Raw genomic sequence first — 24,529 nt, forward strand, 5'->3', positions numbered from 1 at the left:
CACCCACATGGGTTTCATGAAAGCTCAGCCACCCAGGTGGCTCGCTCACTGGCGGAGTTCAACCATCGCCCGCTCGAAAAACCGAATGCTGTCGCGTCCCCCACGTTTGGACTGGTACAGCGCCACATCCCCCTGCTCGATCAACGCCGCCAGGCTCGCCGGCGGCTGATCGAACACGTTGGCACCAATGCTCAAGGTAACCGCCTGGGGCGTAGGCACAGTCTTGTCGGCGTAATGCTGGAACTGCTCACGCAGCCCACTCCCCAGTTCCATGACCCGTTCACTACTTGCGCCACTCAGCAAGATGACGAACTCATCCCCGCCCAACCGCGCCGCCAGCGAGCGCTCGGGCAGCGCCGTACGAATCATCTCGCTCAAGGCAATCAGCAATCGGTCGCCGGCTATATGCCCGTGCAGGTCGTTGACCAGTTTGAAGTTGTCGATGTCGATCAACAGCAATGCCCCGGGCTGCGCCGGGCTTACGTCCTTGAAGAAATGCCCCGCCCGCACCTCCAGCGCACGCCGGTTGTACAGCGCAGTCAGCGGGTCACGGGCTGCCAGCCGGGCAATGCGCTCTTCACGCCGGTAACGTACGGTGCCGGTCATCGACAAGGCAATCAACATGATCGCCATCGCGCCTTCCACCAGCGAAACCTGAATGATCAGCCCGCCAAAGGTCGCCAGGTCAATCAGTGTGCCTGGCGTGATAGCGATGACCGCCTTGGCCACATAGAACAGCCCATGGATCAGCAACACATAGCGCAGTTGCACGGCCCCGACGCTCAGCGATTTGCCATGTGGCCGCAGCAGGAAGCTGGCCTTGAGCGTCAGCGAGGCCACCAACAACGAGTTGACCATCAGCATCACCTTCGACCACTGCGGGCCAACGGGCAGCAGCAGCAAGGCGAACCAGACCACCACAATCATCATCCAGGCGCGTGACAAGCGCTCCTGGGTGAAGCGCAGCACGCCGATCAGGAAAAAAACGTGGGCCACCACCAGCAAGCCATTGGCGAACCAGATGCCGATGAACAGCAAGCCGACCCCGCGCAACAATGCCAGGGTGCTACCAACCGTAATCGTGGCGAAACCCGCACTCCAGTACAGCAACGAAGTTTCGCGCACACTGCGCCATTCAATCGCCAGGTACAAGGCGGCCGCAGCGGCCAAAGCGACTGAAATAGTCAGCATCGTGGGTGGATCTAACGCCATATACGCATTGGCCTGTCTGGTTAACGGGAAAAGGCCCGACTGTATGCGATCGTGATCACGTTCAGAGGGGCCTTGCAAGGTTGCCTGCACATTGTAAACCAGCCCCTGAAAAAGGGCCGTGGGCAGCAATATCATAATGACATCAATGCACGGTGCGTATCACTCTGGCCCTTCGCTGGCTTGCCGGCGACAGGGCCCGTCCAGGCGACGTCAGAGCACCCGTTTGATCAACGGCTCCAGCCGGCTATAGCGCAGCCGACGCAGAAACTTGCGCACTTGCTTGGGATGTTCGGCCTTCGCCCCCAGCGCCTCTGCCGAGCCGATTCTCGGCGCAAAGCGCCGCAGCTCGCTCAACTCCGCTTCCCGTGGCGCCAGCCATTGACCCTGCGGGTCGTCGATCAGCAGGCCGTTCTCCAGGTCCAGGTTGAACCCGCGCGGGTTGAGGTTGTTGCCGGTCAGCAGCGAATAACGCTGGTCGATCCAAACGCCCTTGGCATGGAAGGTATGCCCGGGATCGTTCCAGATGCGTACTTGCAACTGGCCGCTGGCAATCGCGGCGTGGCGGCGGTGGGCGAAGGCGCGCAGGTTGTCCTCGTACAGATAGGGCAATGCACCACTGGCACTGAACGGTTCGCCAGGGGCGATGTAGAAGTCGTTGGCGGTGCGGTCACCGACAATCAGCTCCACCCCAACCCCCCGCGCCAGGGCATGGTCAAGTTCGCGCATCACGACCTGCGGCGGGTTGAAATACGGCGTACTGATGATGATCTGCGTGCGCGCCACTGCCAGCAAGGCGCACAGCGCCCGGTTCAGTGGATTGCCACGGCCCACACCCAGCAGCGGGATCACCTGCAAGCCCTGCCCCGTCACGCTGGCCGGTACCTCGTAGGCCATGCGCCGCAGCCGTGCGCGCAAGCGCCGAATGTCACCGCGCAAGCTGCGGGTAGAAGGTGGCGTCGGCAGGTCGAGGCGCGGTGTGGCGGTATGGTGCAGCAAACGCTGAACCAGGCCGACCATGGCATCAGCCAGTGCCGGTGACTGGAACAGGTGGTAGCGATCCAGGCGATAGCGGTCGAAACGATGCAGGTAGACATTGTTCAGACTGGCGCCGGTGTAGATCACGCAATCGTCGATGATGCTGCCTTTGAGGTGCAACACCCCGAACAGTTCGCGGGTCTGCACTGGCACGCCATGGATCGCGATGTCCAGCCCGCGCAACTGGCGCTGGGCCTGATACCAGGCGGCATTGCCCGGCTGACGCCCGGCACCCAGCAGCCCGCGCCTGGCGCGGAACCAGTCGACCACGATGGTGATCTCCAGGCCCGGCCGCGCGGCCTTGGCCTGGTACAAGGCATCCAGCACTTCCTGGCCGGCCTCGTCCTCCTGCAGGTACAGCGCAACGATAACGATGCGCCGAGTCGCCGTACGGATACGCTCGAACAGGCAGGCGCGGTAAGCCCTGGCATCGGGCAGCACCTGGATCGCTTCGGGGGCCATGGCATAGCCTGGCAAGCCCGCCAGCATGGTTTCGGGGTTCACTGACGCTCACCTTCTCTGTGCAATCACTGTCGGCCCTGCCAGACGGCGGGGCCATTCCTGGCCGCTGCATCCGGGGTGTATGATCGACCCCGCAACGACACATAACAACAAGAACCACGCGAGGCTCTGCTTTCTCACTGCCCCTGACCAACCAGGCCTCAGCTTGCACAGGAACAGCGCAATGGTCCACCCCGCTTCTGCAAACCTATCGACGTCTATTGTAAAGGGTTGTTCGGCAAAGACCTTTGGCTTCCTGATTTTGCCCAATTTCACCACCATCGGCCTTGCGTCGGCGGTGGAGACCCTGCGCATGGCCAACCTGGCCGCGCGCAAGCCACTGTATCGCAGTGTGCTGATCGCCGCAGACGACGCGCCGGTGGTGGCCAGCAACGGCATGCGCGTACTGCCCGACTACAACATCGCCAACGCCCCCGCGCTGGATGCCTTGCTGGTGGTCGGCGCCAACCCGATCGACCGAAGCCGTAGCAACCGCCCACTGATCGACTGGTTGCGCCAACTGGCCCGCCAGCGCTTGCCGCTGGGCGGTATCTGCACCGGTAGTTACCTGCTGGCCAAGGCCGAATTGCTCAAGGGTTACCGCTGCACCATCCACTGGGAAGACCTGCCGACGTTGCAGGCGCACTTCCCCGGTATCGTGATCTCCAGCCAGCTGTTCGAACTGGACCGCGACCGTTACACCTGCTCAGGCGGCGTAGCGGCCATGGACATGATGCTGCAACTGGTGGCCCGGGACACGAGCGGCCAGGACATCGCGGCCAAGGCCGCCGAACTGTTGCTGTGCGACCGCGTACGCGGTGAACGTGAGCGCCAGCGTGTGCCGCTGCGCACCCTGCTCGGCAGCGCCCAGCCCAAACTGAGCCAGGTGGTGGCGATCATGGAGGCCAATCTGGAGGAACCGCTGGGGCTGGAGGAACTGGCCAACCTCAACGAAGTGACCGTGCGCCAACTGGAGCGGCTGTTCCACAAGTACCTGCAGCGCACGCCCAGCCAGTACTACCTGGAGCTGCGGCTGTCGCGGGCGCGGGAGTTACTGCTGCGCAGTGACGTGCAAGTCCGTGAGGTAGCGCTGGCTTGCGGCTTCAGTTCGCCTGCGCATTTCTCCAAGAGTTACAGCCGGTTCTTCGGGCTGTCGCCTTTAGGGGAGCGGCGGCAGGCCTCTCTCCATTGAATGGGGTCATGTACTGGCTTGGCTGGCCTCTTCGCGGGCAAGCCCGTTCCTACACGCACATCGGTGGTCCGACACAGGCCGTGGTAGGAGCGGGTTCACCCGCGAAAGGGCCGGGCCTGCTGGCCAATCTCCACCCGTCGCTCACCGTTGCCGCCGCCACCGTATTCGCAGGTAAACCCGCTCCTACAGGCGCGGGCTTGCCCGCGAAGAGGCCAGTGCAGGTCAACTAATCTTCAAGGGCCGCGTGCGCCGTCTCCCGACACATCAGCATGGCCACCAGCGCCACCAGTGCTGCCGCCAGCAAGTAGCCTGCCGGGGCAAGCTTGCTGCCCGTCACCTGAATCAACCAGGTGGCAATGAACGGCGCAGTCCCGCCAAACAGCGAATTGGCCACATTGAAGCTCAGGGCAAACCCGCTGAAGCGCACCCGGGTCGGAAAGATTTCGGCCAGCAGGCACGGCAAGGTCCCGTCATTCATCGCCAGCATCGCACCGAAAAGGATCTGGATGGCCAGAATCACCAGCAGCGGCTGGCCGTCCAGCAGGCGAAACAACGGCACGGTCAACCCCAGGAACAACAGCGAGGCCACCACCAGCATGGTCTTGCGACCAAACTGGTCGGACAGCCGCCCCATCAGGAAGATCAAGCCGATATAGGTGGCCAGCGACACCGTCGAGGCGATGAACGAATCCCGCTCGCTCATGCCCATTTCACTGGACAGGTAGGTCGGCATGTAACTGAGCAACAGGTAGAACGCAACCGCATTCAGGCAGGTGACACCTATGCCGATCGCCAGACTGCGCCGGTGCTGGCCCAGCAGTTCGCGCAGCGGCGTCGTGGCCATGCCGGCCTTGGTTTCCAGGCGCTGCTCCATCTCCAGGAACTTGGGCGTGTCCTGCAGGCTCATGCGGATATAGCGCCCTACCAGGCCGAACGGCGCCGCCAGCAGGAACGGCAGGCGCCAGCCCCACTCATGCAGGGCTTCACTGCTGAGCAGCTCATGCAGCACCGCAACGAACGCCGCACCGAACAACAACCCCGCCGCCGTGCTGGCCGGCACGATACTGGTGTACAAGCCACGCCGCCCAGGCGGCGCGTACTCGGCCAGGAACGCAGCGGCCCCGGCGTACTCACCCGAGGCGGAAAACCCCTGTACCAGGCGGATCAGCAACAGCAAGGCCGGCGCCCACAGCCCGATCTGCGCATAGCCCGGCAACAAGCCGATGCAGAAGGTGGATACCGACATGATCAGGATCGACCACGACAGCGCGTTGCGCCGACCATGTCGGTCACCGAAATGGCCCCAGACGATGCCACCCAGCGGGCGTACCAGGAACGACAGGGCGAATACCGCGAAGGTGGCCAGCAAACCGGTGGTCTTGTCAGTTTGCGGGAAGAAGTTGGCGGCAATGATGGTGGCCAGATAGCCGTAGGCAGCGTAGTCGAACCACTCGACGAAGTTGCCCATGAAGCTGGCCCGGGCGGCCTTGCGCAGCGCCTGGCGTTCGGCGTTGTGTGCGGGGCCGGCAATAGCGGACGGGTCAAGGGTGGTGCTGGACATGACGGGTACCCTCTGATTCTTTTAATTGGAGGCAGGGTCTGGTGGTCATACGGGGATCTTGTTGTTGTCTGGGCCAGCCTTTTCGCGGGTGAACCCGCGCCTACGAAAACGGTGAAATCCCCGTAGGAGCGGGCTTGCCCGCGAAGCAGCCGACGCCGATGCTTATTGGCGAATGATGTTGTGCTCCGGCCCATACGGGAACTTGGTGATGTTCTCGGCGCCGTTGTCGTTGACGATCAGGATGTCATGCTCGCGATAACCGCCCGCCCCTGGTCGCCCTTCAGGCAGCATGATCATCGGCTCGATAGACACCACCATGCCCGGCTCCAGCACGGTATCGATGTCCTCGCGCAGCTCCAGCCCCGCCTCACGGCCGTAGTAATGGCTGAGCGTGCCGAACGAATGGCCATACCCGAAGGTGCGGTACTGCAGCAGGTCGTGGCGCAGGAAGATCTCGTTCAGTTCGCGGGCGATATCGCTGCAGCGCATGCCTGGGCGCACCAGTTGCAGCCCGGCTTCGTGCACTTCGACGTTGGCCTGCCACAGGCGCAGGTACTCGTCCGGGCAGTGGTCAAGGAACAAGGTGCGCTCCAGCGCGGTGTAGTAGCCGGCGATCATGGGGAAACAGTTGAGGCTGAGGATCTCGCCCTTGCCCACACGGCGGCTGGTGACCGGGTTGTGCGCGCCATCGGTGTTGAGCCCGGACTGGAACCAGGTCCAGGTGTCCATCAGCTCGGCGTCCGGGAAGCGTTTGGCAATTTCGCGCACCATCGCCTGGGTGGCATGCAGTGCCACCTCGTACTCGGGCACATGCTCACGCAGGGCCTCGACCACTGCCGCCCCGCCGATGTCGGCCACCTGCGCACCGTGACGGATAAGCGCCTGCTCCTCGGCCGACTTGATCATGCGCATACGCATGCACGGCGCAGCGATGTCCACCAGCTCGGCCCTGGGGTAGCAGGCGGCGAGTTTGCCGTGGTTCTGCAGGTTCAGGTGGTCGTACTCCACGCCAATGCGCGAGGCCAGCGGCAACGCCTGCTGGATGGCGACGAAGTAGTTGTCGCGCTGCCAGTCGGTGTAGACGATGTTGTCAGTGCCCACCGTGCGCCGCCAGGGTTGCCCGCCGTCGATGTTGGCACTGATCGAGACCACCTTGTCCTGGGTGATCACCAGCGCATAAGGGCGGCCGAACGAGCAGTAGAGGAAATCGCTGTAATAGTTGACGTTGTGATACGAGGTGAAGATTGCCGCCTCGATGTCCTGCTCGGCCATATAGGCCCGCAGCCGGGCGTGGCGAGCAGCGTATTCCTGGGCGGAGAAGGTTGGCTGCACCTTGTCGCCATTGCGGATTTTCAGGGTCTTGGGCATTTGCATGGTCGGGGTTCCTTGTCGTTGTGAGCACGCTGTTCAGGCCGGCCGCCTGAGAAGCATTGCAACAGAACCGACGAGGACACTTTTGTATCTATCCGACCTGGAATTGGCGGAATAACCAGTGGCCAAGGAGGGGCGCTAAGCGCCCCCCGCCAGGCAACGCTATTTCAAATCAAAGCGGTCCAGCTCCATGACCTTCTGCCAGGCGGCCACAAAGTCCCGGACAAACTTGTCACCCCCATCACTGCTGCCATACACCTCGCTCAACGCCCGCAACTGGGCATGCGAACCGAACACCAGATCGACCCGGCTACCGCTCCACTTCACCTGCCCGGTCTTGCGGTCGCGGCCTTCAAAGGTTTCGTTGTCCGCCGAGGTGGGTTTCCACTCCACGCTCATATCCAGCAAGTTGCGGAAGAAGTCGTTGCTCAGCGTTCCCGGCTTGTCGGTGAACACGCCAAGATTGCTGCCACCATGGTTGGCACCGAGCACGCGCAGGCCGCCGATCAGCACGGTCAGCTCCGGCGCGGTCAGGGTCAGCAACTGCGCCTTGTCCAGCAACAGTTTCTCGGCCTTGACGCTGTAACGTGCCTTGGTGAAGTTGCGGAAGCCATCGGCCAGCGGCTCCAGCACGGCGAACGACTCGACGTCGGTCTGCTCCTGGGACGCATCGACCCGCCCCGGGCGGAATCCTACGCTGCCGCTGTAACCGGCATCCTTGGCAGCTTTTTCGACTGCCGCGGTACCGGCCAGCACGATCAGGTCAGCCAGGGAAACCTTCTTGCCGCTGTTGTTGAACTCGGCCTGGATCTTCTCCAATGCCGCCAGCACCTTGTCCACGCCCTGGTTTGCAGCCCAGTCCTTCTGTGGGGCCAAGCGCAAACGGGCGCCGTTGGCACCACCGCGCTTGTCGGAGCCACGGAAGGTCGACGCGGATGCCCAGGCGGTGGAGACCAGTTCGCCCACGCTCAAACCCGAGGCCAGGATCCTGGACTTGAGGGTCGCGATGTCTTGCTCGCTGATCGTGGCTGGGTCGGCTTTGGGTAGCGGGTCTTGCCACAGCAACTCTTCATTGGGCATTTCCGGGCCCAGATAGCGCGCCAGCGGGCCCATGTCGCGGTGAATCAGCTTGTACCACGCACGGGCAAAAGCATCCGCCAGCTGGTCAGGGTTTTCTTTGAAGCGGCGAGCGATTGGCTCGTAGATGGGATCGAAGCGCAATGCCAGGTCGGAGGTCAACATCGACGGTGCATGCCTTTTACCGGGATCGTGTGCATCTGGCACCATGCCTGCGCCTTTGCCGTCTTTCGGCCGCCACTGGTGCGCGCCAGCCGGGCTTTTGGTCAGCTCCCACTCAAAGTCGAACAGGTTATTCAGGTATTCGTTGCTCCACCGGGTCGGGGTGGAGGTCCAGGTCACTTCCAGGCCACTGGTGATGGTATCCCCGCCTTTGCCGGAGCCAAACGTGTTGTGCCAGCCCAGGCCCTGCATCTCCAGGCCTGCCGCTTCCGGCTCGGGGCCGACGTTGTCGGCGGGGCCGGCACCGTGGGTCTTGCCGAACGCGTGCCCACCGGCGATCAACGCCACGGTTTCCTCATCGTTCATGGCCATGCGGCCAAAGGTTTCACGGATGTCCTTGCCTGAGGCCACCGGGTCCGGGTTACCTTCCGGGCCTTCCGGGTTCACGTAGATCAGGCCCATCTGCACGGCGGCCAACGGGTTTTCCAGGTTACGCTCGGCTGACAGGTTGCGATTCTGCTCTTCACCATGCTTGGCCGGCTCGGCCACCAGGTCACCCTGCCCTGGCGCCTGCGCCTTGGCCTGATCCTTGCCGTAACGGGTATCGCCGCCCAGCCACTCCTTTTCCGACCCCCAGTACACGTCTTCGTCCGGCTCCCACACATCGGCACGCCCGCCGGAGAAGCCGAAGGTCTTGAAGCCCATGGATTCGAGGGCAACATTACCGGTGAGTACGATCAGGTCGGCCCAGGAAATCTTGTTGCCGTACTTCTGCTTGATCGGCCACAGCAGGCGCCGGGCCTTGTCCAGGCTGACGTTGTCCGGCCAGCTGTTGAGCGGGGCGAAGCGTTGCTGGCCGGAGCCCGCCCCCCCACGGCCGTCACCAATGCGGTAGGTGCCGGCGCTGTGCCAGGCCATGCGGATGAACAGCGGGCCGTAGTGGCCGAAATCGGCCGGCCACCAATCCTGCGAGTCGGTCATCAGGGCGGTCAGGTCTTTCTTCAGGGCCTGGAAGTCGAGGCTCTTGAACGCCTTGGCATAGTCGAAGTCCGGGTCAGGGCTGGACTTGGAGGAATGCTGGTGAAGAATTCTCAGGTTGAGCTGGTCAGGCCACCAGTCACGATTGGTGGTGCCGCCACCTGCGGTTTGATGGAACGGGCATTTCGATTCGTTCGACATCTGCGGGTACCTTTGGGTCGGTTATCCAGATTTCCGGTCTATGCCAGTGTTCTTTCAGCCGAGCGGGTGGGCTCGTACTACCCCTCATCAGGTGTACACGGGGCTTGCGAAGCTGTCACGCCGGGGGGCCACGGTCTTGCACACAGGTGCTGACGCGCTGCCCGGTCGCGGAATTCGCGGGGCCACGGGAAAGACTAGTCGAGCTTGGGCAGAGTTCTAATAGAGTGGCTGTTGGAGCCTGATAGGCTGGCTCTGTCAGGCACTGGCCTGTATCGACCGCTTCGCGATCAAGCCCGCGACGAGGCCGGCACATCCATACAAGGCACAAGGCCCGGCACCGTGCTTCAATACACAGCCATACCCTTTGCCCCGGACGCCGAGCCCTCATGAACCGCAACGACCTGCGCCGCGTCGACATGAACCTGCTGGTGCTGTTCGAAGCCCTGATGATCGAACGCAACCTGACCCGCGTCGGCGAAAAGCTGTTTATCACCCAATCCACCGTCAGCGCCGCCCTCGCCCGCCTGCGCGAACTGTTCGACGACCCGCTGCTGATACGCAACGGCCGGGCCATGGAACCCACGCCACGGGCCCTGCAGATCTTTGCCGAACTTGGCCCGGCCATGGACGTGATTTCCGCCGCCATCAGTCGCGCCCGCGAATTCGACCCGGCCAACAGCTGCAACGTGTTCCGCCTGGGGCTTTCCGATGATGCCGAGTTCGGCCTGTTTCCGGCTCTGCTGCAGGCCCTGCGTGAAGAGGCCCCGGAGATCAGCGTGGTAGTGCGGCGGGCCAACTTTCTGCTGATGCCCGGTTTGCTGGCCAGCGGCGAGATCTCGGTAGGCGTGAGCTATACCACCGACCTACCGGCCACCGCCAAACGCCGCAAGCTGCGCGACATCGGCGTACGGGTGCTGCGCGCCGACGACCGCCCGGGGCCGCTGACCCTCGACGAGTACTGCGCCCGCCCGCATGTGATGGTGTCGTTCTCCGGTGACATGAGCGGCAACATCGACCTCGATCTGGCACGCATCGGTCGTTGCCGCAAGGTGGTGCTGGCGGTGCCGCAGTTCGGTAGCCTGCGCGCCCTGCTGCGCAACACCGAGCTGATCGCCACGGTGCCGGACTACGCCGCTTGCGCTCTCGCCGACGACGGCAGCCTGCGCGCCGACCCGGCGCCGTTCGACATCACCGAGGCCGAGCTGTCGATGGTCTGGAGCGGCGCCCAGGACAACGACCCCGCCGAGCGCTGGCTGCGCGACCGCATCCTGCAGTTCATGGCCACGCAGTGATGCCCTCTTCGCAGCGCAACGCTGCGCCTACCGCCCGTACAGCCTGAAGCGCGCGGCTACTATTTGCCGCGCTGCATCCACGCTGCACCGAGCCCGCTGAGACAGATCACCAAAATCCCTACCAGGCTCAGGGTATCCGGCACCTGGCTGTAGACCACGAAGCCAAGCAACCCGGCAAACACGATCTGGCAATAGCTGAACGGTGCCAGCAACGCTGGCGCTGCATGGCGGAAGGCCTGGGTCAACAGCAGGTGCGCAGTCATGCCAAAGCCGCCCAGTGCCAGCATCAACAGGGCATGGTCCCAGCGCGGGACCTCCCAGAAGAACGGCACCAGCGCACTCATCGCCAAGGTGTTGCACAACCCCGCATAGAAGTTGCTGGTGGTCGGGCTGTCATGCGCCGCCAGAATGCGCGTCAGCAACTGATAGAAGCAGAAGCCCAACGCCGAACCGAACGGATACAGAATGGCCGGGGTAAACATCGCCCCGCCAGGGTGCACCACCACCAGCACGCCAATAAAGCCCATGACCACCGCCACCCACTGCCCGACTGTCACTCGCTCTTTCAGCAGCGGCGCCGACAGCGCGGTGACCAGTACCGGGGCAAGGAAGTTGACGGCCGTGGCCTCTGCCAGTGGCAGGTATTGCAAGCCGGTCGTGAACAGCAGGCTGGTGCTCAGCAGGCTCAGGGCCCGCAAGGTCTGCAATACCGGCCGGCGGGTGCGCAACACGTTGAGCCCAGACTTGGGCAGGAAGATGCCGGCCATCAGCAACGTGTGCACCACATAACGCGCCCACACCACCATGACTATCGGGTACAGGCCACCCAGGAATTTGGACAAGGCATCGTGGCTGGCGAACAGGAACGTCGCCACCACCACCAACGCGATGCCGCGCAGGGGTTGGTTGACGCCGGACAGCGGTGTGCTGGAACTCATGGCTCTCTCGATGACGGCGCGGCAGCAAGCCGCGCCCGGGGAAGGACGCGCAGGCATTGCCCGGCGAATGTAACAGCTGGGATTCTAGAAGAGATGCCGCAGAATAAGGAAGTTCATTTGCCGCTTGCCCCGGCCAAGTGCAATTTCTGTTCGCTGATCGACCACTTTCCACCTGGCATGCATGGCCCGTGCACGGTTGATCGCTGACCATCGACCGACCCCTGCACCCTACAAGGAATTTACATGCAAAGGCTCACCACCCGCACCGGCCTGGACCTGCCCGCCATCGGCCTGGGCACCTGGCCAATGACCGGCAGTGAATGCACCCAGGCCGTGCGCCAGGCACTGGACGTGGGTTACCGGCACATCGACACCGCCACCGCCTACGAAAACGAAGCGGCCGTTGGCCAGGCACTGCGCGACAGCGACGTGCCACGCGAGCAGATTCACCTGACCACCAAGGTCTGGTGGGACCGTCTGCAGCCCAAAGCCATGCGTCAGTCGCTGGAAGACAGCCTGCGCGCGCTGGGTACCGAACAGGTTGACCTGTTCCACATCCACTGGCCAGGCACAGACTGGGACCTGGCCCGCAGCATCGACACCCTGGTAGCCCTGCGTGACGAAGGCAAGGCGCGCCACATCGGCGTGGCCAACTTCCCATTGGGGTTATTGCGCCAGGTGGTGGAAACCCTGGGCGCGCCGTTGTCGGCGATTCAGGTGGAATACCATGTTCTGCTCAGCCAGCAACCGCTACTCGACTTCGCCCGCAGCCATGATTTGTTGCTCACCGCCTATACCCCGCTGGCACGCGGCCAGGCAGCGGCGCAGCCGGTGATCCAGGCGATTGCCCGCAAGCATGGCGTGCTTCCCAGCCAGGTAGCGCTGAAATGGCTGCTGGACCAGGACGTCGTGGCGGCGATCCCCAAAGCCAGCAGCCGCGAAAACCAGCTGGCCAACCTGGCCGCGTTGACCGTGCAGTTGGATGACGAAGACCGCGCAGCCATCGCCGGGCTGCCGAAAGACCAGCGCGTGGTTAGCCCGCCGTTTGCCCCGGACTGGAACAGCTGAGGCCGCCGCGCAAGTCATTGTTCTTGCGTGATGACCTGCTTCAACCGCTCGCTCGCCGGTGCCGGCCGCCCGTAAAAGTAGCCCTGGAAGTGCGAACACCCTTCCGCCGCGAGCCGGCGCATCTGTTCCTCCGACTCCACGCCTTCGGCCGTGGTCTTGATCATCAGGCTGTTGGACAGCTCGGTAATGGCGCGAATGATCGACATGGCCTCGCGGCTGTCGCACATGTCATGCACAAACGACTTGTCGATCTTGATCCGGTCGAAGGGGAACGAGCGCAGGTAGCCCAGCGATGAGTAGCCCGTACCAAAGTCATCCAGTGAAATGGACACGCCCAGGTCTTTCAGGGCGCGCAAGGTGCGCACGTTTTCCTCGCTGTTGCCCAGCAGCACCGATTCGGTAATTTCCAGCTCCAGTCGCTGCGGCGGCAGGCCCGAGTCGGCCAGCGCGAGGGCGACGGTATGCACCAGATCGCCGTTCTTGAACTGCACCGCCGACAGGTTGACCGACACCGTCTGCTCACCGTCCCAACTGGCCGCCTCCTGGCAGGCCAGATTCAGCGCACGGTTGCCCAACTCGTGGATCAACCCGGTTTCTTCGGCAATGGGGATGAAATCCATCGGCATGACCATGCCCCGGGTCGGGTGTTCCCAGCGCAGCAACGCCTCATAACCGGTAACGCTGCTGGTTTGATGATCGACTACCGGCTGGTAGTGCAGCTGCAACTGCCCCAGGTGCAGCGCTGTGCGCAGGTCGGTTTCCACCAGGCGGCGCTGGCGGGCGGCAACGTCCAGTTCGACATCGAAGCATTCATAACGATTACGGCCGTTACGCTTGGCCTGGTACAGCGCCATGTCGGCGTAGCCCAACAGTTGCTCTGCCTGGTCATTGTCATCAGGCGCGATGGCGATGCCGATGCTCACCCCCACCGCGAACTGATGCCCTTCGATCTGGAACGGCGGGCTGATGGCCTTGATCAGGCGCTGCGCGGTATTACATGCGGCATCCCGCCCTTCCAGGCCCGTCAGCACCACGGCAAACTCATCGCCACCCAGGCGGGCCAAGGTGTCGTGCTCACGCAGTTCGCGGCGCAGACGCTTGCCCAACTCGCGTAGCAGCTTGTCGCCAAAGGCATGGCCAAGGGAGTCGTTGATGTTTTTGAAGTTGTCCAGGTCCAGGCACAGGGCAGCGGTCAGCTTGGCGTTTTCGCTACCGCGCAACAAGGCCTGACGCAGCCGTTCGTGGAAAAGCGTCCGGTTGGGCAGCCCGGTGAGCGCGTCATGGTGCGCCATGTGGTGAATCTGCGCATGGGCGGCCAGCTCTTCGGTGGCGTCTTCAGCCACGAACAACACGTAATCGGCCTGCCCCTCGCGGCTCTGGCTGAGCAGGGTACGGCTGCGCAGGGTGCGGGGGCCACGGGCAGTGTCGACGCGGGTTTCGGCGGCGTGCCCCTTGGTACTGCGGGCACCACGCACGAGTTGCTGCTCCAGGTAGTCACCGGCAGCCGGTGCCAGGCATTCCCGGGGCAACTGGCCGATCATGCTGCGCTGCGGCCCGCCGAACAGGCGTTCGGCCTGCTGGTTGGCCAACAGGATGCGCTGGCTTTCCAGGTCCTGGACGATGACGCTCGCGGGAATGTTGGCAATGACCGAATCGAGGAACTGCGACAGCTTGGCCATTTCCTGGCTGTACTGCTCGGCCAGCTCTTTGGCCTGCAGCAGTTCGAGTTCCTGGTGGTGGCGTTCGGAAATGTCGCGGGTGACCTTGGCGAAACCCACCAGGTGTCCGGCATCGTCGTATACCGCTTCGATGACCACATGGGCGTGGAAGGCCGTACCGTCCTTGCGCAGGCGTGCGCCCGTTTCTTCAAAGCGGCCGGTGCTGCGCGCCTGCTCCAGGTTAAATGTCGGCAACCCGGCTGCGCGCTCGGCATCGGTGTAGAACACAGAGTAGTGCTGGCCGACGATTTCTTCGGCATGGTACCCCTTGGCGCGCTGGGCGCCGGGGTTCCAGTTGGCGACGATACCTTCAGGGGTAAGCAGGTAGATGGCATAATCCACCACGCTCTGGATCAATAGCCGGTACATGATGTCGGGGTTTGCTGCGAGCGACATGAACTTTACCTGAACCTTCGAAACGCATGAAAAGGGGCCCGGCAAGCGGCGGCCGAGTCTTGGAAAGCGATAATGGCATTATGCTGCCCATGAAAATTTTGTGAAGCAACTCACAAAAATGACGCTTCCCCTTATCAGGACGAACGAAAGCGCACCAACCCTCAATGGCGGGTGCCGGTCACCAGAAAATTGAGCAAGTCCGGCTCATCCCCCAAGGCGATAGCCTGCGCCGGCCGCGGCAGGTTGGCCAGCACTGCATTGCAGAAAGCCACAGCGGCCAGATCCTGTGCATAGCAGCGCAGCAGCCAGTCACCCTCGCCCCCCAGCAGCTGCAACGCCACCGCCTGGCCGATGCCCTGGCGGCGGTACTTCTTCAAGATGAACAGGTCGGCAAGCTCCTGCGCATCGATACCAGGCAGTTCGCTGCGCTCTACCAGCACGAAGCCGGCGATGAACCCGTCCGCCAGCACCAGATACGCGCCCCAGCCGTCGTCCTGCCAGTAACGTTGCAGGTGCTGCTCGTGGATGTAGAAGCGGCCATCCGCCTCGACGTCTTCCTGCTCCCAGTCGGAGGACTCGTAGCAATAGAACTGGTAGAGATTGCGGATCAGTGGAGCCTGGTCGATGGTGGTTGGCAGCAGCGCGAGGGGGAGCATGGTGTGGGGCCTGAGCAAAAGGACGATTCTAGGCTCTGTACGAAAAGCCTTGATACTTGTTCATGCTGCGTTGAAAACAGCCTCGGAATGCTCATGTACTCCAGTACACTCCGCTTCCTCGGCTGTTTTCGCCTTGCCTGACCTGCGTCTCAAGACTTTTCGTACAGAGCCTAGATCACCAGGCCCTTGCAGCAAAAAGCCCGGGACCTCCCCGCACGGAAAGCCCCAGGCAAAATCACAGTGACAAAACCTCGGACTCAGCCCTCCTGCAACGCCCGCGGCCGATGGCTTCGCGCCTCGGCGTCAGGCGACCTGGCACCCTGCAAGCGGAAGTCGAATGACAGCTCGGCAAAGCGCTCGCCTTGCACACCGCGGTCGCGCGCCGCCGCCGCATCCTCGACAAAACGCAGTTCGCCGATCAGCCCGTCACGGGTGGCATAGGCAAAGTCGTCCCACAGGTACTTGTCGCCCGCAAAGTTGATCTGCGTGGTCAGGTGGCGGTGCCCTGGTGCCGAAATGAAGAAGTGCACGTGCGCCGGGCGCTGGCCGTGGCGGCCGAGCAGGTCCAGGCATTCCTGGGTTGGGCCCTGCGGGTCGCAGCCATACCCCGATGGCACGATCGAGCGCGCGCGGTAGCGGCCCTCGGCATCGGTGATGATACGCCGGCGCAGGTTGAACTCGGATTGTGTCGAATCGAAGTACGAATAGGTGCCTTGGGTGTTGGCGTGCCACAGGTCGACGGTGGCACCGGCCAACGGCTTGCCGTCGGCATCGAACACCTGGCCCTGAAGGAACATCACCACGCCCGGGTCAGTGCCGTCGTCCATGCGCACTTCGCCCTGGGCCAGCGGCGCCCCGGCAACATACAGCGGGCCTTCGATGGTGCGTGGGGTGCCGCCGCCAAGGCCGGCTTCGGCGTCCTTGGCATCCTGCAGCAGGTCGAGGAAGTGCTCGATGCCCAGCCCAGCAGCCAGCAGGCCCGCCTCGTTACGACCGCCCAGGCGGTTGAGGTAGTCGACGGCGTGCCAGAACTCGTCCTCGGTGATTTCCAGGTCTTCGATCAGCCGAGCGGTGTCTTGCAGCACGCGCAGAATGATCTGCTTGAAGCGCGGGTTTCCTTCGGCATGGTCCAGGCCAGCCACCTGGTTGAAGAAGGCTTGAATGTCGGCAGTGTGGGAAATTTTCACGGTCATCGTGCTTACCTCGTATTGTTCTTGTCAGGCATACAGGTGCGAATCAGCGATCGTCGCTGTGGATAGACGAGGGATGCCGACACAGGCCGTCTACCTCGATGTCCATGTACGGGAACAGCGGCAGCTGCATCAGCGTGTCATGCAACGCCTCGACGCTGGGCACATCGAACACGCTGTAGTTGGCGTAATGCCCGGCAATGCGCCACAGGTGACGCCAGATGCCTTCGCGCTGCAGGCGCTGAGCCAGTTCCTTTTCGTCGGCCTTGAGCTGGGCGGCCTTGGCCGGGTCCATGTCGACCGGCAGCTTCACGGTCATCTTCACGTGGAACAACATGGTTATCTCCTTGCTTGCTGATCAGCGACGGGCGAAACGCGCCAGGCGCTGTTCGTCCAAAGTCAGGCCAAGGCCTTGGGTATAGGGGATGTGCAGCTGGAAGTCGCGGTACTGCGGCGGCTCGTTGACAATTTCCTCGGTCAGCAGCAGCGGCCCGAACAGCTCCGTACCCCAGGTGAGCTGGCGCAGGGTGAGGAATGCATGGGCCGAAGCCAGGGTGCCGATCGAACCTTCGAGCATGGTGCCGCCGTACAAGGCGATGCCGGCGGCCTCGGCGATCTGTGCAGTGCGCAGCACCGCGCGCGGGCCACCATTCTTGGCGATTTTCAGGGCGAAGATGCTGGCGGCGCCGTCGGCGGCCAGGCTGAAGGCGTCCTCGACACTTTCGATTGACTCATCGGCCATGATCGGTGCCGGGCTGCGCTGGTTCAGGCGCACCTGGCCACCGCGGTTGATGCGCGAAATCGGCTGCTCGATCAGGTCGATGCCATTGTCGCCCAATACCTGGCAGGCGCGGATGGCCTGGGACTCGTCCCAGTACTGGTTGACGTCGACCCGCACGCTGGCGCTGTCACCCAGCTCGCGCTTGATCGCGATCACATGCTTGAGGTCCTGGGCCACCGGGTTGGCGCCGATTTTCAGCTTGAACACGCGGTGCCGGCGAATTTCCAGCATGTGCTGGGCTTCGGCGATATCGCGGGCGGTGTCGCCGCTGGCCAGGGTCCAGGCCACTTCCAGGCTGTCACGCACGCGGCCCCCCAGCAGTTCGCTGACCGGCAGGCCCAGGCGTTTGCCCTGGGCGTCTAGCAAGGCGCTTTCGATACCGGACTTGGCGAAAGTGTTGCCCTTGGCCAGTTTGTCCAGCTTGAGCATGGCGGCGTTGATGTTGTCTGCTGGCAGGCCGATCAGCGCCGGGGCGAGATACGCGTCGATATTGGCCTTGATGCCTTCGGGGCTTTCGTAGCCATAAGCCAGGCCACCGATGGTGGTGGCTTCGCCGATGCCTTCCACGCCATCGCTGCAGCGCAGGCGCAATACCACCAGGGTCTGCTGCTGCATGGTGTGCATCGCCAGCTTGTGCGGGCGAATGGTCGGGAGATCGACGATAATTGCATCTATGTGTTCAATCAGCGCGCTTGTCATTGTTGCCAGGTCCCGTCAGGTCGGGCTTTCAGTTGCAGGCCCGAGTGATGCGTTTACTTGATTGTTGAAGGATTGCGCGAGACCCTGACGACCGTCCAATATCAAATGAATCTCCCACCATACCCTGGAGGTCTGATGGAGCTGCGCCACCTGCGTTACTTCAAAGTCTTGGCCGAGACCCTGAACTTCACCCGCGCCGCCGAGCTGCTGCACATCGCCCAGCCACCCCTGAGTCGGCAGATCAGCCAACTGGAGGACCAGCTCGGTACCCTGCTGGTGGTGCGCGAACGTCCGCTGCGGCTGACCGAAGCCGGCCGCTTCTTCTACGAGCAGACCTGCACTGTGCTGCAGCAGTTGCAGAACATCAGCGACAACACCCGCCGCATCGGCCAGGGCCAGCGCCAGTGGCTGGGCATCGGCTTTGCGCCCTCTACCCTGTACACCGTGCTGCCGGAGCTGATCCGCGAACTGCGCCAGGACAGCGAGCTGGAACTGGGCCTGAACGAGATGACCACCTTGCAACAGGTGGAGGCGCTTAAAAGCGGGCGTATCGACATTGGCTTCGGGCGCATTCGCATCGACGACCCGGTGATTCACCAGCAGGTGCTGTGCGAGGACCCGCTGGTGGCCGTGCTACCCAAGGGCCACCCCCTGGCGGGCCGCCCGCTCAGTCTGGCCCAGCTGGCTGGCGAAGCGTTCATCCTCTATCCGGCCAATCCCCGGCCCAGTTATGCCGACCACGTGCTGGCGCTGTTCGCCCACCACGGCATGAGCATTCGTGTCAGCCAGTGGGCCAACGAACTGCAGACCGCCATCGGCCTGGTAGCGGTTGGCGTCGGCGTGACCCTGGTGCCGGCAACGGTACAGCAGCAGCACCGTACCGATATCGAGTATGTCGACCTGCTTGATAGCGGCGCCGTCAGCCCGATCATCCTCAGCCGGCGCAAGGGTGATGTAAGCCCGATCGTGCAGCGGTGCCTGGCGTTGATCGAGCAACAGGCAATATGAACACACCATGCACCTTGTGGGAGCGGGCGCGCCCCACAGGGACTGTATAGCCCTGCCCCATTGCCTATGCGTGCCCCGTATACCCATCGGTATATGGATGTTCCCGATGATCTGTTTCATGCTCCAGCACGCGAATCGCGAAACGCCCGGGCTCAAGACAGTCAATCAAAAATCATCGGGAGTCGAACATGGCTGGACGTCTTAACGGCAAGGTGGCGCTGATTACTGGCGGTGCGGGTGGCTGCGGGCTGGCCGCATCGGAGCTGTTCGCGGCAGAAGGGGCCAGGGTGGGCATTGTCGACCTGCCCGGCAGCAAGGGCGCCGAAGTTGCAAGGCGATTGCGTGATGCAGGTTACCAGGCCATCTTCGCTGCCGCCGATGTCTCGGACGCACAGCAAGTGAAGGCCGCGGTGGCGGCCGTAGAAGAGGCCTTCGGCCACATCACCGTGCTGATGAACCACGCGGGCATCCTGTCGGCCATGCCCTTCCTGGAAACCAGTGAAGAAGAATGGGACCGGATCATGGCCGTGAACGTGAAGAGCATGTTCCTGGTCACCGGCGCGGTGTTGCCGGGCATGCTTGCGGCCGGCGGCGGCAGTATCGTCTGCACCTCATCAATCTCGGCAGTGGTGGGCACGCCGATGGAGGTGCTGTATTGCACCAGCAAGGGTGCCACGCATATGTTCGCCCGGGCCATCGCTGTGGAGTTTCGCGACCGAGGCATTCGCGCCAATGCCATCTGCCCGGGCTTCATCGCCACCGCCCACGGCCTGCGCGAGATCGACATGTTGCGCAAGCATGGCGTGGACGTCAGCGAACAGGCCATCGCTGCCGCCCAGGGGCGCTTGTGCCAACCCTCGGAAGTCGCCAGCGCAGCCTTGTTCCTGGCCAGTGACGACGCCAGTTTCGTCAACGGCGCGCACCTGTTTGCCGACAATGGCTACACCGCCCTCTGATTACAAGAACAACCGGCAGGAGAACGATGTGAGTACCTCTTCCAACAACATGCATATCAACGAATTCGGCCTTGAACACGCGCACTGGCGCAACTGGGCCGGTAACCAGTCCTGCATCCGTGCAGCACGCGGGGCACCGGCCAGCGAGGACGAATTGTGCTCAATGGTCAGCCAGGCCAGCAGCAATGGCATGAACGTGCGCGTGGCCGGCTCGGGGCATTCCTTCACCCCGGTGGCACTGACCAATGGCCTGCACCTGACCCTGGCCAACATGAGCGGCGTACGCCATGTCGACCACGAGAAAAAGCGCGTCACCGCTGCCGCCGGCACCACCATCAATGCCTTGGGCAAGACATTGCGTGCCGCCGGGTTGTCAATGGTCAACCAGGGCGACATCGACAGCCAGTCTATTGCAGGCGCATTGACTACCGGTACCCACGGCACCGGTCTGACCCTCGGCAACCTGGCCTCGTCGATTGTCGGCATGAAGCTGGTGCAACCCAATGGCGAAATACTCTTGGTCGACGAAAGCACCCCCGACCTGCTGCAAGCGGGCCGGGTGTCGCTGGGCGTACTGGGCATTGTTTCCGAACTGACCTTGCAGGTGACCGACAGCTTCAACCTGCACGAGCGCATCTGGCGCGAAGACTTCGAAAGCGTGATGGAAAAGCACGACGAACTGGCACGCAAACACCGCCACTTCAGCTTCTTCTGGTGCCCCTACGAGCAAAGCCGGCATTGCTATTGCCTACCCGATACCGCCGCCACCTCTACAAGCGGGCGCACCACCGATGTCTGCGAAGTGAAGGTCATGGACATCACCGACCACCCGATCTGGGAAAGCGAGTTCGAGAAAGTGGCCTACAGCTCGGATGTGTACCCGATCGAGTACCTGCCCAACTTTCACGAGCTGGAATACGCTGTGCCATTGCGCCACAGCAAGGAAGCGTTGCGGGCCGTGCGCAAGCTGATGCTGGAGGACTTCCCCAAGGCCATCTACCCCATCGAGTACCGCTTTACTGCCGGAGACGGGGCGTGGATGAGCCCATTCTTCGAGCAGGACAGCGTGACCATTTCGGTGTCCGGCCAGCCGGGTACCGACTACTGGGACTATCTGCGGGCGGTGGATCAGATCCTGCGTTCCTATGGCGCCAGGCCGCACTGGGGCAAGCTGCATTTCCTGACGGGTGAAGATGTGAGTGCAATATACCCGCGTGCCGAGGACTTCCGTAAGCTGCGCCGCCAGCTCGATCCGCAAGGGATCTACCTCAGCGAGCACCTGAGTCCGCTGTTCAGGTGACCTGTACCTGATACAGCAAGGGGCTGCTTTGCAGCCCCTTGCTGTATCAGCCCTTGGCCAGATAATCGATAAACAGGCGAAACAGTTCGGCGTTGGATGAAATTTCCAGGCGCTGATAGATGTTGTGCTTGTGCACCTTTACCGTCCCATCGGAAATATTCAGCTGCCGCGCAATCGACGCATTGCTGTGTCCCTGTAACAACAACTTGGCGATAAGGCGCTGGGTTTCAGTCAGTTGCCCTTGCAAGATCTCTACGAAGGCGTCCTCCAGCACCACCCCCTCTGGTGCCGCGCGCAGGATATCAGCGTAACGCAATCGACAGTGCTGACCAAAAACCGAAGCCAGCAGCGGCGACATTGCCGCCAACAGCTCCATTTCCCCTGCATCGAAATCCCCACTGCCGTGGTTGCGCATCAGCGAATAGACGATCGCCAACTGGGGCCGCAGGGGAATGATGAAGCCCACCTCATCCACCGCCGTCCCATAGTCGGACGACACGCAGGGGTGGATGTCCTTGGAAATGGCAAACCCTGAAGAGAAGAAGCAGTCAGGTGCCAGTTCGCTCATGCGCCATAGCCCGGATGGGTGCTCGTTGACGCAAGCAACGTAGAACGGGTCAAGCAGGTAGCCGCCGCGCACGTAGGCGTTCAACGTACGCTCCGTGACCGTACGGTTGTACCCGTTATGCACCAGCAGTGCTGGTTGATTGAACTGGAACAGGTAGGCGCAACTCATGTCGAATGTCAGCTTGCTGCGCAGCCACGCATCCAGCGCCGGTCCCAGCTGTTCGCTGCCAATCGCCTCGATCACCGCTGCCAACTCGTTTGCCTCATCTTTTGTCATTGCTCACCACACGCTCATGCACCGAAGGCCTGCATGACCTTACCGCCTTGATCGGTTAAAAACACAAAATCCGGAGCGCCCAGGACGCTCCGGATCATGCGCATGACGCTTTTGCTCAGGACGGCTCGGCCACCCCCTTGCAGACACCTGCGGCAGCGTCCTGACGTCCCAGCTCCTGCGCCTTGGGCACCGCCAGCCAACTGGCCAGCAGCATGGCGATCAGGCCGCCACTGAGTTTGCCTATCATCAACGGCAGTATCAGCGAGGGCTGGAAGTTGGCGGAGAAGGCCATGTGGTCGCCAAAGGTGAACGCGGCGCACACAGAGAAAGCGATCACCAATACCTTGTCCTTGGGCGGCATTTCGCTGACCAAGCGAAACATGGCCAGGATATTCGCCGAGGCCGCCAATACCCCAGCCGCACCGACACCAGACATGCCAAAGCGCGAGGCCACCCGTTCGATTGGCCGCGCCAGGAAGCGCTTGAGCAAGTGCACCATGGGGAACGCCCCGCACAGCATCAGGCCGATGTAGCCAGCAATTTCCAAGGCGCGAAACTGATCATCGGCATCGGCGATGATCGGCGCAAAACCCCAGCTGCCGAACAGGTGGCTGAACAGGCCGGTGAAGTACTGCACGATGGACGCTACCAGCACCAACACCACGGCGATGTACATGAACTGGCCGAGCTTGAGGAACAGGTACACCATCAGTGTGGGGAAGTAGCGCAATGCCGCTGCCAGGGCAATGCAAAACAGGATCAACGGCATCAGGTTGCGCAGCAGCATTGCCCAGGTGAAGTGCAGTGCCTGGGTAGCGGCGCCAGTGGTAGCGATGTCCGGACGCACGCTCAGGCCAAGCGCCTGCATGGTCATGGCAATGATCATGATGCTCAGCGGAATGGTCAGCAGCCCGGCCATGATCCCCAGTGCCATGTACTTGTGGTCGGCCTTGTGCAGCATGGCCAGCCCGACCGGAATGACGAAGATGATGGTGGCGCCGCACTGAAAGCCGGTGATCAGGCCGAGGATCCAGCCTTCCTGGCTTTGCGCCAGCGCTTTGGCTAACTGGTAGCCGCCCATGTCCGAGGCGATGAAGATGGGACCGGCGATGCCAGGGTCGGCCCCGATGGCCTGGAACAGTGGCGCGATCACATGACTGATACCTGCTGAAATGTACGGTATCGCCGCCATGATGCCGGCTACCGGGATGAAGATGGGGCCGATGCTGTGCAGGCCGGCGATGAACTCCTGGCCCAGCTCGCCTTCAGGGTTGTAGATGGATGCCACGGCACCCAGTACCGCGCACACCATGATGACGTAGATGACATAGGTGCCGATGCTTTCCATTTGCCGCCTCATTTTTAGAGTTTTGGGTTGGCAGGACTGAAATGTAACGGGGCATCGTTGTTGTTATGGCTTGAGCATGGCGCGCCCCGTCGAGGGTTAAGCTATGCGGCAAGGTGCAGGGCTGTCCATATACCGGGAGGTATAGAAAATTGATCACCGCGTTACGCTAAGGATTTCCAGCTGATCACCGCGTAACCAGTCGATAAACCGTGCAAACAACTCCGATTGCGAGTTGATCTCAAGTTTCATGTACAGGTTCTTGCGGTGCATGCGCACGGTCTCCGGCGAGATACCCAGCTCCAGCGCGGTAGATTTCACCGAGTGCCCGCGCAAGATCATGTGCGCCACTTCCCGCTCGCGGTCGGTCAGCACCTGGCAGCCAAAGCTGTCGAACGCTGCCTGCAGGCTGCTGCGCTCGGTTGATGCAGCGCCCGGTTCCAGGTTGTGCCGGGCATAACGCCCCAGCAGTTCGCGCACCATCGGCTCCAACGCACGCAACAGGTCGACCTGCCCGGCATTCAGGCGCGTGCCGCTGCAGCCCTGGAACAGGCTCAGCGACAGCTTGCGGCCTGCGCTGAGGTCGACGATGTAGTAGCTGTCTTCACTGCAACCTGTACCCAGGTAATAAGCCTTGTAGTAGTCGCTGTCGAAGAAGTTGTCGGGGGCGATTTCCTGCAGGTGGTAGAAACCTTCGGCCAGGCCGCTTTGCACGGCAAGGCAGAAAGGGTCCAGCAGGTAGCCGGCACTGAAATAGCGCTCCAGCACGGCGGCCCGGTGCCGTTCGGGGATGCCTTGCTGGTACAGCAACTGCGGTGCCCGCCCCTGGCACTCAAGGCTGATCATCATCGATTCCACCTGCACCAACTGGCCGATGGCAGCGGCCACATACTCAAGCGCCTGGGGGGTTTCGCCATGGGCCAGGGCGCGCTGCAACGCCACGTGCCACTGCTGCAGCGCGCCCATTGTGAGGGTAAGCGGGGTATCGGGGGAGGCCTGGGTCATGCCCGGCAGTCTAGCCTGCCAGGCACGCCCGCGCACAGCCCTT

Annotated in this window: 20 protein-coding genes; 6 read left to right on the plus strand and 14 right to left on the minus strand. The window is 62.6% G+C overall.

Annotated elements, in window-relative coordinates; translation table 11 throughout:
- Positions 1-45: 45 nt before the first annotated feature.
- On the minus strand, positions 46-1,191 hold the full coding sequence (locus J3A98_RS13665; protein WP_209966775.1) for a GGDEF domain-containing protein: 1,146 nt from the start codon (positions 1,189-1,191) through the stop codon (positions 46-48).
- 231 nt (positions 1,192-1,422) lie between these two features.
- Positions 1,423-2,751 (minus strand): CDP-diacylglycerol--serine O-phosphatidyltransferase, encoded by a 1,329-nt coding sequence (pssA, locus tag J3A98_RS13670; RefSeq protein ID WP_209966777.1) that lies wholly within the window; start codon positions 2,749-2,751, stop codon positions 1,423-1,425.
- 181 nt (positions 2,752-2,932) lie between these two features.
- Between pssA and J3A98_RS13675 the strand changes: the two genes are divergently transcribed.
- Positions 2,933-3,940: a GlxA family transcriptional regulator gene (locus J3A98_RS13675; RefSeq protein ID WP_209966779.1), complete on the plus strand. Its 1,008-nt coding sequence runs from the start codon at positions 2,933-2,935 to the stop codon at positions 3,938-3,940.
- 226 nt (positions 3,941-4,166) lie between these two features.
- Here J3A98_RS13675 and J3A98_RS13680 read toward each other — a convergent pair whose 3' ends face one another.
- The 3 genes from J3A98_RS13680 to katG all read right to left on the minus strand — a co-directional run bounded on the left by J3A98_RS13680 (position 4,167) and on the right by katG (position 9,290).
- Positions 4,167-5,501, minus strand: a complete 1,335-nt coding sequence (locus tag J3A98_RS13680; RefSeq protein ID WP_209966782.1) for an MFS transporter — start codon at positions 5,499-5,501, stop codon at positions 4,167-4,169.
- A 162-nt stretch (positions 5,502-5,663) separates the two neighbouring features.
- A complete protein-coding gene (locus J3A98_RS13685) occupies positions 5,664-6,875 on the minus strand; it encodes a M24 family metallopeptidase (RefSeq protein ID WP_209966784.1) in 1,212 nt (403 codons plus the stop codon).
- 159 nt (positions 6,876-7,034) lie between these two features.
- The gene (gene katG, locus J3A98_RS13690; protein WP_209966786.1) at positions 7,035-9,290 is read right to left on the minus strand and encodes a catalase/peroxidase HPI; all 2,256 of its coding nucleotides are present in this window, start codon (positions 9,288-9,290) and stop codon (positions 7,035-7,037) included.
- 386 nt (positions 9,291-9,676) lie between these two features.
- Between katG and J3A98_RS13695 the strand changes: the two genes are divergently transcribed.
- Positions 9,677-10,582 carry a LysR family transcriptional regulator gene (locus J3A98_RS13695; RefSeq protein WP_021782048.1) on the plus strand — a complete coding sequence of 302 codons (906 nt, stop codon included), beginning with the start codon at positions 9,677-9,679 and terminating at the stop codon, positions 10,580-10,582.
- Positions 10,583-10,641: 59 nt separating this feature from the next.
- Here J3A98_RS13695 and J3A98_RS13700 read toward each other — a convergent pair whose 3' ends face one another.
- Positions 10,642-11,520, minus strand: a complete 879-nt coding sequence (locus tag J3A98_RS13700; protein ID WP_010954509.1) for a DMT family transporter — start codon at positions 11,518-11,520, stop codon at positions 10,642-10,644.
- Between the two features lie 243 nt (positions 11,521-11,763).
- On the opposite strand from J3A98_RS13700, the gene J3A98_RS13705 reads away from it, so the two are divergent.
- Positions 11,764-12,588, plus strand: a complete 825-nt coding sequence (locus tag J3A98_RS13705) for an aldo/keto reductase (protein WP_209966788.1) — start codon at positions 11,764-11,766, stop codon at positions 12,586-12,588.
- Between the two features lie 14 nt (positions 12,589-12,602).
- On the opposite strand, the gene J3A98_RS13710 is transcribed toward J3A98_RS13705, so the two are convergent.
- The 5 genes from J3A98_RS13710 to J3A98_RS13730 all read right to left on the minus strand — a co-directional run bounded on the left by J3A98_RS13710 (position 12,603) and on the right by J3A98_RS13730 (position 18,028).
- Positions 12,603-14,702 carry an EAL domain-containing protein gene (locus J3A98_RS13710; protein ID WP_209966789.1) on the minus strand — a complete coding sequence of 700 codons (2,100 nt, stop codon included), beginning with the start codon at positions 14,700-14,702 and terminating at the stop codon, positions 12,603-12,605.
- A gap of 161 nt (positions 14,703-14,863) precedes the next feature.
- Positions 14,864-15,358: a GNAT family N-acetyltransferase gene (locus J3A98_RS13715; protein ID WP_209966792.1), complete on the minus strand. Its 495-nt coding sequence runs from the start codon at positions 15,356-15,358 to the stop codon at positions 14,864-14,866.
- 257 nt (positions 15,359-15,615) lie between these two features.
- Complete coding sequence (gene catA, locus J3A98_RS13720; RefSeq protein ID WP_176682459.1) at positions 15,616-16,551, minus strand: catechol 1,2-dioxygenase; 936 nt, start codon at positions 16,549-16,551, stop codon at positions 15,616-15,618.
- 43 nt (positions 16,552-16,594) lie between these two features.
- Positions 16,595-16,885 carry a muconolactone Delta-isomerase gene (gene catC, locus J3A98_RS13725; protein ID WP_010954550.1) on the minus strand — a complete coding sequence of 97 codons (291 nt, stop codon included), beginning with the start codon at positions 16,883-16,885 and terminating at the stop codon, positions 16,595-16,597.
- Between the two features lie 21 nt (positions 16,886-16,906).
- Entirely contained in the window at positions 16,907-18,028 is a 1,122-nt protein-coding gene (locus tag J3A98_RS13730) for a muconate cycloisomerase family protein (protein WP_209966794.1), read from the minus strand.
- A 135-nt stretch (positions 18,029-18,163) separates the two neighbouring features.
- On the opposite strand from J3A98_RS13730, the gene catR reads away from it, so the two are divergent.
- The 3 genes from catR to J3A98_RS13745 all read left to right on the plus strand — a co-directional run bounded on the left by catR (position 18,164) and on the right by J3A98_RS13745 (position 21,292).
- Positions 18,164-19,036, plus strand: coding sequence for an HTH-type transcriptional regulator CatR (catR, locus tag J3A98_RS13735; RefSeq protein WP_176682457.1), 873 nt, complete (start codon positions 18,164-18,166; stop codon positions 19,034-19,036).
- Between the two features lie 188 nt (positions 19,037-19,224).
- Positions 19,225-19,992, plus strand: coding sequence for an SDR family NAD(P)-dependent oxidoreductase (locus J3A98_RS13740; protein WP_012051983.1), 768 nt, complete (start codon positions 19,225-19,227; stop codon positions 19,990-19,992).
- Between the two features lie 28 nt (positions 19,993-20,020).
- Positions 20,021-21,292: a D-arabinono-1,4-lactone oxidase gene (locus tag J3A98_RS13745; protein ID WP_209966798.1), complete on the plus strand. Its 1,272-nt coding sequence runs from the start codon at positions 20,021-20,023 to the stop codon at positions 21,290-21,292.
- A 46-nt stretch (positions 21,293-21,338) separates the two neighbouring features.
- On the opposite strand, the gene J3A98_RS13750 is transcribed toward J3A98_RS13745, so the two are convergent.
- The 3 genes from J3A98_RS13750 to J3A98_RS13760 form a co-directional block, all read right to left on the minus strand.
- Positions 21,339-22,136 carry a LuxR family transcriptional regulator gene (locus J3A98_RS13750; protein ID WP_176682455.1) on the minus strand — a complete coding sequence of 266 codons (798 nt, stop codon included), beginning with the start codon at positions 22,134-22,136 and terminating at the stop codon, positions 21,339-21,341.
- A 115-nt stretch (positions 22,137-22,251) separates the two neighbouring features.
- Entirely contained in the window at positions 22,252-23,484 is a 1,233-nt protein-coding gene (gene eutH, locus J3A98_RS13755) for an ethanolamine utilization protein EutH (protein WP_176682454.1), read from the minus strand.
- A gap of 153 nt (positions 23,485-23,637) precedes the next feature.
- Complete coding sequence (locus J3A98_RS13760) at positions 23,638-24,486, minus strand: helix-turn-helix transcriptional regulator (protein WP_209966800.1); 849 nt, start codon at positions 24,484-24,486, stop codon at positions 23,638-23,640.
- Between the last annotated feature and the right edge of the window lie 43 nt (positions 24,487-24,529).

The sequence above is a fragment of the Pseudomonas sp. BP6 genome, from assembly GCF_017875935.1.
Taxonomy (GTDB): domain Bacteria; phylum Pseudomonadota; class Gammaproteobacteria; order Pseudomonadales; family Pseudomonadaceae; genus Aquipseudomonas; species Aquipseudomonas putida_Y.

What these genes read in the sequence shown, in the direction of transcription:
- J3A98_RS13750 (WP_176682455.1), bottom strand. Translation starts at nt 22,136, where the DNA reads ATGACAAAAGATGAGGCAAACGAGTTGGCAGCGGTGATCGAGGCGATT.
- eutH (WP_176682454.1), bottom strand. Translation starts at nt 23,484, where the DNA reads ATGGAAAGCATCGGCACCTATGTCATCTACGTCATCATGGTGTGCGCG.
- J3A98_RS13680 (WP_209966782.1), bottom strand. Translation starts at nt 5,501, where the DNA reads ATGTCCAGCACCACCCTTGACCCGTCCGCTATTGCCGGCCCCGCACAC.
- J3A98_RS13695 (WP_021782048.1), top strand. Translation starts at nt 9,677, where the DNA reads ATGAACCGCAACGACCTGCGCCGCGTCGACATGAACCTGCTGGTGCTG.
- catC (WP_010954550.1), bottom strand. Translation starts at nt 16,885, where the DNA reads ATGTTGTTCCACGTGAAGATGACCGTGAAGCTGCCGGTCGACATGGAC.
- J3A98_RS13675 (WP_209966779.1), top strand. Translation starts at nt 2,933, where the DNA reads ATGGTCCACCCCGCTTCTGCAAACCTATCGACGTCTATTGTAAAGGGT.
- catA (WP_176682459.1), bottom strand. Translation starts at nt 16,551, where the DNA reads ATGACCGTGAAAATTTCCCACACTGCCGACATTCAAGCCTTCTTCAAC.
- J3A98_RS13700 (WP_010954509.1), bottom strand. Translation starts at nt 11,520, where the DNA reads ATGAGTTCCAGCACACCGCTGTCCGGCGTCAACCAACCCCTGCGCGGC.
- J3A98_RS13665 (WP_209966775.1), bottom strand. Translation starts at nt 1,191, where the DNA reads ATGCTGACTATTTCAGTCGCTTTGGCCGCTGCGGCCGCCTTGTACCTG.
- J3A98_RS13685 (WP_209966784.1), bottom strand. Translation starts at nt 6,875, where the DNA reads ATGCAAATGCCCAAGACCCTGAAAATCCGCAATGGCGACAAGGTGCAG.
- J3A98_RS13740 (WP_012051983.1), top strand. Translation starts at nt 19,225, where the DNA reads ATGGCTGGACGTCTTAACGGCAAGGTGGCGCTGATTACTGGCGGTGCG.
- J3A98_RS13710 (WP_209966789.1), bottom strand. Translation starts at nt 14,702, where the DNA reads ATGTCGCTCGCAGCAAACCCCGACATCATGTACCGGCTATTGATCCAG.
- catR (WP_176682457.1), top strand. Translation starts at nt 18,164, where the DNA reads ATGGAGCTGCGCCACCTGCGTTACTTCAAAGTCTTGGCCGAGACCCTG.
- J3A98_RS13715 (WP_209966792.1), bottom strand. Translation starts at nt 15,358, where the DNA reads ATGCTCCCCCTCGCGCTGCTGCCAACCACCATCGACCAGGCTCCACTG.
- J3A98_RS13760 (WP_209966800.1), bottom strand. Translation starts at nt 24,486, where the DNA reads ATGACCCAGGCCTCCCCCGATACCCCGCTTACCCTCACAATGGGCGCG.
- J3A98_RS13705 (WP_209966788.1), top strand. Translation starts at nt 11,764, where the DNA reads ATGCAAAGGCTCACCACCCGCACCGGCCTGGACCTGCCCGCCATCGGC.
- katG (WP_209966786.1), bottom strand. Translation starts at nt 9,290, where the DNA reads ATGTCGAACGAATCGAAATGCCCGTTCCATCAAACCGCAGGTGGCGGC.
- J3A98_RS13730 (WP_209966794.1), bottom strand. Translation starts at nt 18,028, where the DNA reads ATGACAAGCGCGCTGATTGAACACATAGATGCAATTATCGTCGATCTC.